The sequence below is a fragment of the Streptomyces sp. NPDC031064 genome (assembly GCF_055570965.1).
The window spans coordinates 780558-794242 of sequence record NZ_JBVIGF010000003.1 but is presented as its reverse complement, the minus strand read 5'-3'; the positions used below and the strand labels follow the sequence as shown (position 1 = coordinate 794242).

Genomic DNA, 13685 nt, shown 5'->3' with positions numbered 1-13685 from the left:
TCAGCCCTTCACCGCGCCGGCGCTGAAGCCGGTGATGAGCCACTTCTGGATGAACGCGAAGACGATCACCACGGGTACGGCGGCGACGACACCGCCCGCCGCCAGCGCGCCGAGGTCCACGCTGTCGGAGCCGATGAGGGTGTTGAGCCCCACGGGGATGGTCTGCTTGTCCTGCCGGCTCAGGAACATCAGGGCGAACAGGAAGTGGTTCCAACTGTGGACGAAGGCGAAGGAGCCGACCGCGATCAGCCCGGGCCGCAGCAGTGGCAGGACGACGGCGCGGAAGGCGCGGAAGCGGGAGCAGCCGTCCACCCAGGCGGCCTCTTCCAGCGAGACCGGTACGTTCTTGATGAACCCGCTGATCAGGATGATGGACAGGGGCAGTTGGAAGACCGTTTCGGCGACGATGACACTGCCCAGCGAGTTGATCATCCGCAGCTCGCGGAAGATCTCGAAGAGCGGTACCAGCATCAGCGCGCCCGGGATGAACTGGGAGCACAGCAGCGCCAGCATGAAGCCGTTCTTGATCCGGAAGTCGAAGCGGGCGAGCGCGTAACCGCCGGAGAGGGCTATGAGCGTCGTGGTCACCAGTGTGGCGACGCCGACGAGCATGCTGTTCTGGAAGAAGATCCCGAAGCTGCGCTCGTTCCAGACCTTGTCGAAGTGTTCGAAGGTCAGCGGCCAGGGCACCAGTGACGTCGAACCGGCCGGCCGCAGGGCGAACAGCAGCATCCAGTAGAACGGGACGAGCGTGAAGAGCAGGTACAGCCCGAGCGGGACGTAGATCTGCCAGCGCGGTACGTCGTCGAAGGCGCGCTCCCGCTTGGGCGTGCGTCGTGTCCCGGACGGGGGCTGCGGTGGCTGGGGCGCGGGCACGCGCGCGTGGGTGCCCTTTTCCGCGAGTTGGGCGGTCATGAGCGGTCGCCTCCGAACTTGCTCAGGCGCAGATAGAGGATCGAGCAGAAGAGGAGGATCACGAACGCGACGGTGGTGAGCGCGGAGGCGTAACCGAAGTCGTGGCCCTCGATACCGGTGTTGGCGATCATCAGGGGCAGCGTGGTGGTGACCCCGGCGGGGCCGCCGCCGGTGAGGGTGTAGAGCAGGTCGACGTTGTTGAACTCCCAGACGCCGCGCAGCAGCGTGGAGAGGATGATGGCGTCCTTGAGGTGCGGCAGCGTGATGTGGAAGAACTGCCGCAGCCGGCCCGCTCCGTCCACGGACGCCGCCTCGTACAGGTCCCTGGGGATGGACTGGAGGTCGGCGAGGATGAGGATGGCGAAGAAGGGGACGCCGCGCCACAGTTCGGCGACGACGGCCGCCCAGAAGACGGTTCCCGTGTCGGAGAGCACGGAGGTGCCGTACGAGCCGATGCCGACGTCCGCGAGGTAACGGCTGACGCCCGTGGAGGGGTTGTAGAGCAGCATCCAGATGGTGGTGGTCAGCACGCCGGAGACGGCCCACGGCGAGAAGACCAGGGCGCGGGCGACGGCCCGGCCGACGAAGGTCTGGTTGACCAGCAGGGCCAGTACGAGCCCGAGGGCGAGTTGCAGGCCGACCTGGACGACGACCCACTTGGCGCTGAAGCCGAGCGTGGACCAGAAGAGCGGGTCCTCGGTGAAGGCGCGGGTGAAGTTGTCCAGGCCCGCGTAGCCGTTCTTCCACGGCTTGGTGACGTTGTAGTGCTGGAGGCTGTAGTAGAAGACGCTCAGTACCGGATAGGCGATGAAGCCCAGCATCAGCAGGCCGGCGGGCGCGATCAGCAGGTACGGCAGGCGGCGTGGTTCGGCTCCGGTCCCCGTGCGGCGGCGGCCGGCCCGGGGGCGTTCCGCCACGGCTGCGGCTTGGGCCATGACATGTCTCCGTTCGTCATTGCATGGGGTGAAGCGCTTTCCGGATCACGTTCGAGATCCCGGACGCACGGGATTCCCGCATCGGTACCGGGCGCTTCAGCCTGCGTAGGGGTCCGGGACCTCGCCGGCCCTGGCCAGGAACGCGAAGTCGCAGCCGGTGTCGGCCTGGGTGATGTGCTCGCTGTAGAGCGCCCCGTAGCCGCGCCCGTACCGGGCGGGCGGCGGGGTCCAGGCGTCACGGCGCCGCTGGAGCTCCTCCTCGTCCACCTCCAGGTGGAGCGTGCGCGCCTCGACGTCGAGGGTGATGAGGTCGCCGGTACGCACCAGGGCGAGGGGGCCGCCGACGTACGACTCGGGCGCGACGTGCAGTACGCACGTGCCGTAACTGGTGCCGCTCATCCGGGCGTCGGAGATCCGCACCATGTCCCGCACGCCCTGCTTGAGCAGGTGGTCGGGGATGGGGAGCATCCCGTACTCGGGCATCCCGGGGCCGCCCTTGGGGCCGGCGTTGCGCAGCACCAGGACGTGGTCGGCGGTGATGCCGAGGGCCGGGTCGTTGACGGTGCGCTGCATGGTCCGGTAGTCGTCGAAGACGACGGCGGGGCCGGTGTGCTTGAGCAGGTGCGGTTCGGCGGCGATGTGCTTGATGACCGCGCCGTCGGGGCAGAGGTTGCCGCGCAGGACGGCGACGCCGCCCTCACGCGCGAGCGGGTTGTCGCGGGTGCGGATCACGTCGTCGTCGTGCACCAGGGCGCCGTCGAGCTGTTCGCGCAGGGTGGCGTGGGCGACGGTCGGCCGGTCCAGGTGGAGCAGGTCGGTGATCCGGGAGAGGAAGCCGGGCAGCCCGCCGGCGAAGTGGAAGTCCTCCATCAGGTACCGGCCGCCGGGGCGGAGGTTCGCGAGGACCGGCACGGTGCGGGCGATCCGGTCGAAGTCGTCGAGCGTGAGGGTGACCCCGGAGCGGCCCGCCATGGCGATGAGGTGGATCACGGCGTTGGTGGAGCCGCCCAGCCCGAGGACGGTCGTCACGGCGTCCTCGTACGCCTCCCGGGTCAGGATCGCCGACAGCTTCAGGTCCTGGCGTACGAGTTCGACGATCCGCATCCCGGAGGCGGCGGCCATCCGGTCGTGGCCGGAGTCGACGGCCGGGATCGAGGAGGCGCCCGGCATGGTGACGCCCAGCGCCTCGGCGGCGGCCGTGAGGGTGGAGGCGGTGCCCATGGTCATGCAGTGGCCGGGCGAGCGGGCGAGGCCACTTTCCAGCTCGGCCATCTCGCAGTCGCCGATGAGCCCGGCCCGCTTGTCGTCCCAGTACTTCCACATGTCCGTGCCGGAGCCGAGGACTTCGCCCCGCCAGTGGCCCGGCAGCATCGGCCCGGCCGGTACGAAGACGGCGGGCAGGCCGGCGGAGGCGGCGCCCATCAGCAGCGCGGGCGTCGACTTGTCGCAGCCGCCCATCAGCACGGCGCCGTCGACGGGGTACGAGCGCAGCAGCTCCTCGGTCTCCATGGCGAGGAGGTTGCGGTAGAGCATGGGCGTGGGCTTCTGGAAGGTCTCGGAGAGCGTGGAGACCGGGAATTCGAGCGGGAAGCCCCCGGCCTGCCACACACCCCGCTTGACGGCCTGGGCGCGGTCGCGGAGGTGGACGTGGCAGGGGTTGATGTCGGACCAGGTGTTGAGGATCGCGATGACCGGTTTGCCGAGGTGCTCCTCGGGGAGGTAGCCGAGCTGGCGGGTGCGGGCGCGGTGGGAGAACGAGCGCAGCCCGTCCGTCCCGTACCACTGGTGGCTGCGGAGCTCGTCGGGTCTCATATCGACCAGCCCCCGACCATTTCGGCGACCTGGGCACGGCGGCCCTCGGGCAGGAGCCGGCTCGGCGGGCGCACGTCGCGGCGGCACAGGCCGAGGGCCTCCAGGGCCTCCTTGACCACGGTGACGTTGTCGGCGGACTGGTCGGCGGCACGCAGCTCCTCGAAGGGGCGGATCTGCTCCCACACCTTCGAGGCGGCCTGCTGGTCCCCGGCGCGCAGGGCCGCCAGCATGGCGAGCGAGACGGCCGGGGCCACGTTGACCAGCCCGGAGGTGAAGCCGGTGGCGCCCATGGCCCAGTAGGCGGGCGCGTACAGCTCGGCGAGGCCGGCGATCCACACGAACCGGTCGAGACCGGCGTCCCGGGCGACGGCGCCGAAGCGGGCGGCGTCGGGCACCGCGTACTTGACGCCGATGACGTTGGGGCAGAGCTCGCCGAGACGCGCGATGGTGGCGCCGTCGAGGAGCGGGTTGCGCACGTACGGCACGACGCCGAGCTCGGGGACGGCGTCGGCGATCTCGCGGTGGTACTCGATCCAGCCGTCGCGCGAGACGTAGGGGTGCACGGGCTGGTGGACCATGACCATGCCGGCGCCGCACGCGCGCGCGTGCCGGGCGGCGGCGGTCGCGGTCGGCAGGTCGTGTCCGACACCGACGACAACGGCGGCGCGGTCTCCGGTCTCCTCGACGGTCAACTCGGTGACCAGAACCCGCTCTTCTGGGGTGAGGGCGTAGAACTCGCCGGTGTTGCCGTTGGGGGTGACGGCCCGTACGCCGCCGTCGAGCAGCCTGCGCACCAAGGCGCGGTGGGTGGCGCGTTCGACGCGGCCGTCGGCGCCGAACGGGGTCACCGGGATCGCGACGACGTCCGCGAGCGCCGACCTCAGTGATGCGTGGTCCATGCGGCTTTCCTCTTCCGTGATCACTGGGTGTCCTCCGGGAAGGCGCGCTCGACGAACGAGGCGATGTGCACGCGCAGGGCGCGGGCGGCGCCCTCGGCGTCCCCGGCCCGTGCCAGGCTCAGGATCTCCCGGTGCTCGTCGGCCTCCTGGCGCCAGGAGGGCTGGGCGCTCCAGGCGACGGTCGACACCAGCGCGGCCTGGTCGCGCACCTCGTCGAGCATCCTGGCGAGCAGCGGGTTGCCGCACGGCAGGTACAGGGCGCGGTGGAACTCGCGGTTCGCGAGGGACCGTTCGGCCCGGTCGGCGGCCGCGTCGGCGTCGGCGAGCGCCTGGTGGGCGGCGTCGAGGGAGGCCCGGCGGGTGATGGTGCGGCGCAGCGCCTCGGGTTCGAGGAGCAGCCGCACGTCGTAGACCTCGCGCGCCATGGCGGCGTCGACGGTGCGGACGGTGGCGCCCTTGTACTGGCTCATGACGACGAGCCCGGTCCCGGCGAGGGTCTTGAGGGCCTCTCGTACGGGCGTCTTGGACACCCCGTACTGGGCCGCCAGTTCCGTCTCCACCAGTGGCTTTCCGGGGGGCAACTGCCCGGTGAGGATCGCGTGCTTGATCGCCTCCAGGACGTACTGGGTGCGGGAGGGGATGGGGCTGGGGGCGGCGGCGAAGGCCATAGGGACGGCTGCTCTCATATCTCGCGTATCGCGTCTCATATATGACGTACGAAGTACGACGCGATGAAGTTAGGGCGGTGGCAGGTATTCGTCAACGCCTATGACAAAACCCGTGCGTTGAGATTCCCGGCTCGGGAGTTGGGGAAGGTGCCCGATCCGGTCGCCGGTCCTTAGTCCGCACGCTGGCGGCATGGCGAACGGATCGACGGGACGGGTCCTCGCGGACCGCAACGCGCGGCTGTATCTGTCCGGGGTCGTGGTCTCCGGCTTCGGCTCGGCCGGGATGTGGCTGGTGGCGGGCATCTGGGTCAAGTCCCTGACCGGCTCGGACGGTCTGGCCGCGCTGACGGTGTTCGCGATGTGGGCGCCGGCCCTGGCGGGCCCCGTGCTGGGCACGCTCGCCGACCGGACGCGCCGCCGGCCGCTGCTGGTGCGGGTGAACCTCGGCATGGCCGTGCTGCTGCCGGTGCTGCTGCTGGTGGACTCGGACCGGCGCGTGTGGCTGCTGTTCGCGGTGCTGTTCGTCTACGGGACGGCCGGCGCCGTGCAGGACGCGGCCGAGGCGGCGCTGGTGCCGAGGGCGGTCGGCAAGGAGTTGCTCGGCGACCTCAACGGGCTGCGGATGACCGCCAACGAGGGCATGAAACTGATCGCGCCGCTGACGGGCGCGGCGCTGTTCGCGCGGTTCGGCGGGGCGCCGGTGGTGGTCCTGGACGCGGTGACGTTCGCGCTGGCGGCCGGGGTCTTCGCGCTGCTGCGGGTCCGGGAGGAGGAGCCGCCGGAGCGGACCGGCGGGGTGGGCCTTGCCGGGACGTGGGAGGGGGCGCGGTACGTGTGGCGGTCGGCGGCGCTGCGGCCGCTGGTGCTGGCGGGCGCGGCCGCCATGTGGCTGGCCGGGCTGAACGGGGCGGTGATCTACGCGGTCGTCGACGACGTCCTGGGGCGTCCGCCCGAGTTCGTGGGGGTGCTGTACGCGGTCCAGGGTGCCGGTTCGGTGGTCGCCGGGGTGGCGGCGGGGCCGCTGCTGCGGCGGCTGGGCGAGCGGGGGTTCATGGCGGCGGGCATCGCGCTGTTCGCCGTCGCGGTGGGCGGGCGGGCGCTGCCTTACGACGCGACGGCGCTGGTGTGCGCCGGGCTCATCGGCGTGGGCCTGCCGTGCGTGCTGGTCGGCGCGCTGACGGCGGTGCAGCACCGGACCCCGGACGCGGTCCTGGGCCGCACCGCCGCCACCGCCAACACGCTCCTGTTCGTCCCGAACGCGCTGGCCCTGGCGCTGGGCGCGGCCCTGGTCGCCGTCGTGGACGTACGTGTCCTGCTGCCGCTGCTGGCGGCGGCGGGCCTGGTGCTCGCCCTGGCGCTGCTCAGGCGGCCGGGCGGGTCAGGGCGGCCCTGACGGCGTCCAGGTCCGGGCCGGAGGCCAGGCCCGCGTGGTAGAGGCGCAGTTCGGTGGCGCCCAGCTCGCGGGCCCGGGCGGCGTCGGCGGCGAGCGTGGACGGGGACCCTCCCATGCCGGTCACCACCGTGAAGTTGGCCGCCAGGACGGTGTCCACGCGCGCGTGGGCGGCGAACGGCGGCAGTACCGTCTCCGCGCCGCCGCCCGTGCAGGGCAGGACGACGCCGTCCGCGACGGTCAGGATGTGCGCGGGGTCCACGCCGGCGTTGGCGCCCGTGCGGTACGGGGCGGGGTCGGCGTGCAGCAGGACCTGGAAGGCCGGGTGCGCGGCCGCCCGTACCGCGGCGACGGCCGCCTCCTGGAGGGCGCGGGCGGCGTGGGTGCGCCAGGCGAGCGTGGCCGGGGCGAGGCCGGCGCCCAGCAGTCGCTCGACGGCGGGCCACCCCGCGTCGGGTGATCCTCCCGAGGCCCAGACGGGGTCCAGGGCGCGGCGCACGGCTGCGGACAGTTGCTCCGGGTCCAGGCCCTGTTCCTCGTAACCGGCGTGGCAGGCGGCGCAGAAGCACAGGGACATCAGGTACTGCGCGGCGTCCCCGAGGGCGACGCCCGCGATCTTGTCGTGGGCGTGCAGGTGGGCCATCCCGTACCAGCCGCACGACTCCAGTTCGGTGCCGCGCGCCCCTGGCCGTACGGCCGCCTCGGCGGCCAGCTCGACGAGGTGGTCCCGCACGGCGGGCTGCGCGATGCAGGGCGCCCACGGGTAGCGGTCGCCGTAGGCGTTGACCACGGAGGTTTCGGGGTGCTCGGCGCCGAGGCGGGAGCTGTGCGCGAGGACCACCCAACTGTGGACGTCCAGCCCCGCGGCCTCCAGGGCCCCGGCCGCCTCCCCGTACGCGTCGCCGGGCGCCCAGTCCCCCGCCCGGTACGGCCGCAGTCCGTGCCGCGCCCAGCGGGAGGGGTCCGGCGGGTAGAGGACGGCGGCGTACTCGGCGGTGACCAGGCGGTGGGCCGGGTGCCGTGGCGTCAGGGCGCGGGTGGAGTGGTACGCGGAGGCGAGGGTGACCTGCTGGACCCCGAGGTCCACGAGGCGCGCGGCGGCGTCCGGGTCGCCGATGACGTCCCAGGGGTAGACGAAGGCGGAGGCCCTCATCGCCGGTCCCCCAGCAGGGCGCGGCCCCGCTCGATGATCTCGGCGAGCTCCTTGACGTGGCCGGGCGCGGGCTCGCTGAGCGGCGGCCGGACCTCGCCGACGTCCAGACCGCCCAGCCGTACGCCCGCCTTGACCAGCGAGACGGCGTATCCCCGCCCCTTGGCCCGCAGTTCGACCAGGGGCCGGTAGAAGCCGTCGATGAGCCGGTCGACCGTCTCGTCGTCGCCGCTGTTCAGTGCCCGGTGGAAGGCGAGGGCGATGTCGGGGGCGAAGCAGAAGACGGCGGAGGAGTAGAGCGTGACGCCGATGCCCCGGTACGCGAGGCCGGTGAGTTCGGCGGTGGGCAGGCCGTTGAAGTACAGCAGGTCCAGCCCTTCGGCACGTACGGCGCTGACGATGCGCTGCATCAGATCCAGGTCGCCGTGCCCGTCCTTGAGCCCGATGACGCCGTCGACCCGTGCCAGTTCCACCACGGTCTCCGGAGCGAGCACGGCGTTGTCGCGCTGGTAGACGATGACGTCGAGGCCGGTGGCCCCGGCCAGGGCGGTGTAGTGGCGCAGCAGCCCTCGCTGGTCGGCGACGACGAGGTAGGGCGGCATGGCGAGCAGCCCGTCGGCGCCCGCCTCCTCGGCGAGCCCGGCGTACCGGATCGCGAGGGCGGTGCCGTATCCGGCACCGGCCACGACCGGCACCCGTCCGGCGGTCTCCTCGACGGCGGCGGCCACGCAGGCGCGGTACTCCTCGGGCGTGAGGGCGTGGAACTCGCCCGTGCCACAGCACGCGAAGACCGCGCCGGCGCCGGCCTCGACCCCGGCGCGCACGTGCGCGCGGAACGCGTCGAGGTCGAGCGCGCCGTCGGGCCCGTACGCGGTGACGGGGAAGAAGAGCAGGCCGTCGAGTCGGCCGGCGAGCGGGGCTGAGGACACGGGCGCTCCCTGAATAGGCGTCCACAAAAGGCGTCGTGCACAATTATGATCGGCGTCCACGTTTCTGAACGACGCCACGCTAGACCCGCCCCTTTGGGCCGGTCAAGGCGGTGGATTGCCGTAAATCCGCAACTCAAGGGCGGAGTTGACCGCTCGCCGCCACACTTGACGGTGTTCGGAGCCGCTCTCTAGCGTGTCTACGCATGTGAATGCCGCTCACGTACGTAAGCATGCCGCCCTACCAAGGAGATCCGCCCATGCCCGTTCCCCGCACGGTCCTGCTCACCGGAGCCGCCGGCGGCCTCGGCACCCTGATGCGAGGGCTGCTGCCGGCGTACGGCTACGAGCTGCGTCTCTTCGACGTCACCCCCATCGAGGGCGAACCAGCCGCCATCACCGCCGACCTCGCCGACAAGGAGGCGCTGCGCGAGGCCGTCCGGGGCGTCGACGCCGTCATCCACCTGGCGGGCATCTCCCTGGAGGCGTCCTTCGACAAGATCCTGCGCGCCAACATCGAAGGGACGTACAACCTCTACGAGGCGGCCCGCCGGGAGGGCGTGAGCCGGGTCCTGTTCGCCTCCAGCAACCACGCGGTGGGCTTCACCCCGCGCCCGCGCGGGGCTGACCCCCTCATCCCGGTCGACACCCCGCACCGCCCCGACACGTACTACGGCCTGTCGAAGTGCTTCGGCGAGGACCTGGCGCAGCTCTACTGGGACCTGCACGGCATCGAAACCGTCTCCGTACGGATCGGCTCCTGCTTCATGGAGCCCACCTCCGTACGGATGCTGTCGGTCTGGCTGAGCCCCGGCGACTGCGCCCGCCTCTTCCACGCCGCCCTCACCGCCGAGGGCGTGGGACACACCGTCGTTCACGGCTCGTCCGCCAACACCCGCCTGTGGTGGGACCTCTCGACGGCCCGGGCGCTGGGCTACGAGCCCCAGGACGACTCCGAGCAGTACGCCGAGAAGCTCATCGCCGAGCACGGCGAACTGGACGACGCCAACCCCGACCACGCCCACCTGGGCGGCCACTTCTGCACCCACCCGCCCCAGTGGCCCCACTGACAACCGGGTGACGGTAACCGGAGTGGCCCAAGGTAAGGGAACGGCAAAGCGGCCTCGCTCGTTACCCCGGCATGACAGCTATGACCCCCGGCTCGAACATCCCCCTTCCCGCCACCCGCGTGGCGGTGGACGTCGCCGCGCCCGTGCGCCTCGACGTATCGGGCCTGCTGCTCACCGCCGACGGCAAGGTGCGCTCCGACGACGACTTCATCTTCTACAACCAGCCGTCCGGACCGGGCGTGACCTACCGGTCCGGCGGCGGCACGACACCCGACGCGATCATCGTGGACACGGCCGCCATCCCGCCCGGCATCGAGAAGATCGTCGTCACCGCGAGCCCGGACGCCCCGGGGCAGACCTTCCAGGGCATCGAACCCACCGCGACCATCCGCAACGCCGACGACGGCAGCGTGCTCGCCACCTTCACCCCGCCACGGCTCGGCACGGAGACCGCGCTGATCGTGGTCGAGGTCTACCTCCGGGGCGGCGCCTGGAAGGCCCGCGCCGTCGGCCAGGGGTACGCCAACGGGCTGGCCGGCATCGCCACCGACTTCGGCGTCTCGGTCGACGAGGAGCCGGCACAGGCCGCCCCCGCGCCCGCCCCCGCCCCTGCCCCTGCCCCTGCCCCTGCCCAGGCGCCCCCGCCGGTGACCCGGGCCACCCCGCCCGCGCCCCCGGCGCCGCCCGCCGCTCCGGCGCCCGGCACCGGGAAGATCAACCTCGACAAGGGCCGGGTCAGCCTCCAGAAGAACCAGACCGTCTCCCTCGTCAAGGGCGGCCGCCCGCTGCTCTCCCAGGTCAAGATGGGCCTCGGCTGGGAACCCGCGTTCCGGGGCAAGGACATCGACCTCGACGCCTCCGTCATCGCGTACGGCCCCCAGCGCAACCACCTCGACAGTTGCTACTTCGGCAAGCTGAGCATCCTCAACGGCGCCATCAAGCACTCCGGCGACAACCTCACCGGCGAGGGCGCCGGCGACGACGAGGTGATCGTGGTCGACCTCGGCCGGCTCCCCGCGGACGCCACGGGCCTGGTCTTCACGGTCAACTCCTTCTCCGGCCAGAAGTTCACCGAGGTCGCCAAGGCGTACTGCCGGCTGATGGACGCGGCGACCGGCGAGGAGCTGGTGCGCTTCGACCTCACCTCGGCCGAGCCGCAGACCGGCGTCATGATGGCCAAGCTCATCAAGCAGTTCTCGGGTGAGTGGGAGATGACCGCCATGGGCGAGTTCGTGAAGTCGCGGACCGTACGGGGCATGGTCAAGCCTGCCGCCCAGGCTCTGTGAGGGGACGTCCATGCCCCTCCCCGACACCGGCCGCCGTGTCCTCGTCAGCGGTGCATCCCGGGGCCTCGGGCGCGCGGTTGCCCAGGCCTTCGCCGCGAACGGCGACCGGGTCGCGGTGCACTACTCGTCGCGCGCCGACGAGGCCCGTACGACCCTCGACTCCCTTCCGGGCACGGGCCACGTCCTGACGGGCGGCGACCTCACCGACCCGGCGGAGGCGGCCCGCGTCACGGACGCCGCCGCCTCCGCGCTCGGCGGCCTGGACGTCCTCGTCAACAACGCGGCGGTGAACACCCGTCACCCGCTGCCCGAGACGCCGTACGAGGAGTGGGTGACGGCCTGGCAGCAGCACGTCGCGGTCAACCTCCTCGCCACGGCGAGCCTCAGCCACCTGGCCGCGCGCCGCATGATCGACCAGGGCACGGGCGGACGCATCGTCAACATCGGCTCCCGGGGCGCCTTCCGGGGCGAACCGGACCACCCCGCCTACGGCGCCACCAAAGCGGCCGTCCACGCCCTGGGCCAGTCCCTGGCGGTCTCGCTCGCGCCGTACGGCATCGCCGTCGCCTCGGTCGCGCCCGGCTTCTTCGCCACGGAACGCGTCGCGCCCCGCCTGACCGGCCCGGAAGGCGACGCGATCCGCGCCCAGAGCCCCTTCGGGCGGGTGGCCGCACCCGAGGAGATCGCGGCGGCGGTGCTCTGGCTCGCCTCCCCGGCGGCCGAATGGTCCTCGGGCACGATCCTGGACCTCAACGGAGCGTCCCACCTCCGCACTTGATCCCCCCGGTCCGCACCCGGCGTCCGGCCTGGGCGGGGCCGTGCAGGGTCGCCCCCGCAGAGGCCGGCGGCAAAGGGTGGGCTCCCAAGCCCGTAACCCAAGGCCGCCGGCCTCGAGGAGGTGAGCCCGGAGGGGCCACGCCCCCACCCACCGGCGGCGGCCGCCGCCCACCGGGCCGCACCCGGGGTCACCGGGAAAGGGCACCGTCCCCGTCAGCCGCCCGCTCGTGAGCGGGCCTTGAACGCGGCTTTGCGGGCTTCCTTGGCCACTCGCTTGTCGCGGTGCAGGCGGCCCATGGCCTCCAGGACTTCCGGCGTGGCCGGGTGCTCCACCCGCCACGCCGCGTCGAAGAAGCCGCTGTGCTGGCTGGTCAGCCCCTCGACGAGTTCCTGGAGTTCGTCCAGGTCGCCGCCGCCCGCCGCGTCGAGCTGGGCGGCGATCGTGTCGATGGCCAGCCAGAAGATCATGGGCTCCGGCGGGGGCGGCACGTTGGCCGCGCCGCGCTCCGCGAGCCAGACCCGCGCGAGTCCGCCGAGTTCGGGGTCGCCCAGGACCTCCCGTACCGCCTCTTCCGCCTCCGCGCCCACCAGGGACAGGGCCTGCTGGCAGCGGAGCCGGCGCAGGGGCGAGCCGGCGTCCGCGCCCTTCGCCGCCGCGAGCAGCTCGCGCGCCGCCGGCAGCGGCTCGCGGCGGGCCAGCCACGTCTGCGTCTCGGCCCGCGCCGACGCCTCCGGGTAGTGGGCCACCCCGTCGAGCAGCACGTCCGCGCCCTTGTCGGCCAGGTCGCCCACGGCAGGCGCGTCCATGCCCGCCTCCAGCATCCGGGCGCGGACGCCGTACAGCCCGAGCGGGGTCAGCTTCACCATCCCGTACCGCGACACGTCCTCGTCGTCACCCACCGACGCGGGCGGCTCCTCGTCCTCCTCCGCCATCAGCGCCTCGTCGACCGGCTGGTACTCGACGAGTCCGACCGGCTCCAGCACCCGGAACTGGTCGTCCAGCCGCATCATGGCCTCCGACACCTGTTCCAGGATGTCGTCGGTCGGTTCGCCCATGTCGTCGGGCACGATCATCGACGCGGCGAGCGCGGGCAGCGGCACCGGCGCGTCCCCGGCGCCGCCCTCCGTGACGGTCAGGAGGTACAGGTTGGCGAGGACGCCGTCGAGGAACTCGGCCTCGCGCTGCGGGTCCCAGTCCAGCGCGTCCAGATCGAGGTCGCCGTCCTCGCCGAAGGCGTCCGCGAGGTCGTCGAGCAGCGGCGCGGTCGCGTCGGCGAGCGCCGTCTCCAGGGCGTCCAGCCACAGCGCCAGAACGTCCTGGGGTGCCCCGCCGGTGACCAGCGCGAGCTGCCCGCCCGCCTCGACGGCACCGCCGTCGCCGCCGTGTTCGTCCTCCTGCGGGTCGTCGACCACCACGAGCCCGGTGTCGACGGCGACCCGCCACGCCTCGCTGGCGTACGCCGCGCCGTCGTCGTCCGGGGTGAGCCCGAGCGCCTCGGCGGCGGCCGGCAACTGCTCCTCGACGAGCTCACCGCCGGCGCCGACCCTGGTCTCGGGCCCCGCCCAGCGGGCGAGCCGGACGGCCCGGGCCAGCAGCGGGGCGACGAGCGCGTCCCGCGCGAGCTCCGCGTCCGAGGGCAGCCGCACCGGCGGCAGGGTGGGGCGATCCGACGACATCAGCGGTCTCTCCTCGGGACGTACGTGGGGATCGGGCGGCCCCCAGCGTAGACGCATTCGCGCACCCACCCAGCCGTTCATGTACCGGTCAAGACCCGGCCACCCGCGAACCCTTGACAAGTACAGGCCCCAGCCAAGAGATTGACGCGCGTAGAGCTACCGCTCAGTACCTCCCACGAC

Annotated in this window: 12 protein-coding genes; 4 read left to right on the top strand and 8 right to left on the bottom strand. The window is 72.5% G+C overall.

Features of this window, described 5'->3' with window-relative positions; all coding sequences use genetic code 11:
• The 5 genes from ACZ46W_RS14655 to ACZ46W_RS14635 form a co-directional block, all read right to left on the bottom strand.
• Positions 1 to 915, bottom strand: coding sequence for a carbohydrate ABC transporter permease (locus ACZ46W_RS14655; RefSeq protein ID WP_468336612.1), 915 nt, complete (start codon positions 913 to 915; stop codon positions 1 to 3).
• Positions 912 to 1850 (bottom strand): carbohydrate ABC transporter permease, encoded by a 939-nt coding sequence (locus ACZ46W_RS14650; RefSeq protein ID WP_468336609.1) that lies wholly within the window; start codon positions 1848 to 1850, stop codon positions 912 to 914. Before ACZ46W_RS14650 ends, ACZ46W_RS14655 begins: the two co-directional genes overlap by 4 nt.
• A gap of 96 nt (positions 1851 to 1946) precedes the next feature.
• A complete protein-coding gene (gene araD, locus ACZ46W_RS14645; RefSeq protein ID WP_468336606.1) occupies positions 1947 to 3662 on the bottom strand; it encodes an L-arabinonate dehydratase in 1716 nt (571 codons plus the stop codon).
• Positions 3659 to 4561 (bottom strand): dihydrodipicolinate synthase family protein, encoded by a 903-nt coding sequence (locus ACZ46W_RS14640; RefSeq protein ID WP_468336603.1) that lies wholly within the window; start codon positions 4559 to 4561, stop codon positions 3659 to 3661. Before ACZ46W_RS14640 ends, araD begins: the two co-directional genes overlap by 4 nt.
• Before the next feature lie 20 nt (positions 4562 to 4581).
• Positions 4582 to 5229: a GntR family transcriptional regulator gene (locus tag ACZ46W_RS14635; RefSeq protein ID WP_468336600.1), complete on the bottom strand. Its 648-nt coding sequence runs from the start codon at positions 5227 to 5229 to the stop codon at positions 4582 to 4584.
• Positions 5230 to 5419: 190 nt separating this feature from the next.
• Between ACZ46W_RS14635 and ACZ46W_RS14630 the strand changes: the two genes are divergently transcribed.
• On the top strand, positions 5420 to 6622 hold the full coding sequence (locus ACZ46W_RS14630) for an MFS transporter (RefSeq protein WP_468336597.1): 1203 nt from the start codon (positions 5420 to 5422) through the stop codon (positions 6620 to 6622).
• Here the strand turns inward: ACZ46W_RS14630 and ACZ46W_RS14625 are convergent.
• The gene (locus tag ACZ46W_RS14625) at positions 6591 to 7772 is read right to left on the bottom strand and encodes a hypothetical protein (protein ID WP_468336594.1); all 1182 of its coding nucleotides are present in this window, start codon (positions 7770 to 7772) and stop codon (positions 6591 to 6593) included. The two genes, ACZ46W_RS14630 and ACZ46W_RS14625, sit on opposite strands and share 32 nt — an antisense overlap.
• Positions 7769 to 8698, bottom strand: coding sequence for a 5-dehydro-4-deoxyglucarate dehydratase (locus ACZ46W_RS14620; protein WP_468336591.1), 930 nt, complete (start codon positions 8696 to 8698; stop codon positions 7769 to 7771). The genes ACZ46W_RS14625 and ACZ46W_RS14620 overlap by 4 nt, the downstream gene beginning before the upstream one ends.
• 257 nt (positions 8699 to 8955) lie before the next feature.
• Between ACZ46W_RS14620 and ACZ46W_RS14615 the strand changes: the two genes are divergently transcribed.
• From ACZ46W_RS14615 to ACZ46W_RS14605, 3 genes are all read left to right on the top strand, one after another.
• Positions 8956 to 9765, top strand: coding sequence for an NAD-dependent epimerase/dehydratase family protein (locus tag ACZ46W_RS14615; RefSeq protein WP_468336588.1), 810 nt, complete (start codon positions 8956 to 8958; stop codon positions 9763 to 9765).
• Between the two features lie 71 nt (positions 9766 to 9836).
• Positions 9837 to 11051, top strand: coding sequence for a TerD family protein (locus ACZ46W_RS14610; protein WP_468336585.1), 1215 nt, complete (start codon positions 9837 to 9839; stop codon positions 11049 to 11051).
• Between the two features lie 10 nt (positions 11052 to 11061).
• The gene (locus ACZ46W_RS14605; RefSeq protein WP_468336582.1) at positions 11062 to 11829 is read left to right on the top strand and encodes an SDR family NAD(P)-dependent oxidoreductase; all 768 of its coding nucleotides are present in this window, start codon (positions 11062 to 11064) and stop codon (positions 11827 to 11829) included.
• A 212-nt stretch (positions 11830 to 12041) separates the two neighbouring features.
• Here the strand turns inward: ACZ46W_RS14605 and ACZ46W_RS14600 are convergent, their stop codons facing one another.
• Positions 12042 to 13505: a hypothetical protein gene (locus tag ACZ46W_RS14600; protein ID WP_468336579.1), complete on the bottom strand. Its 1464-nt coding sequence runs from the start codon at positions 13503 to 13505 to the stop codon at positions 12042 to 12044.
• Positions 13506 to 13685: the final 180 nt, after the last annotated feature.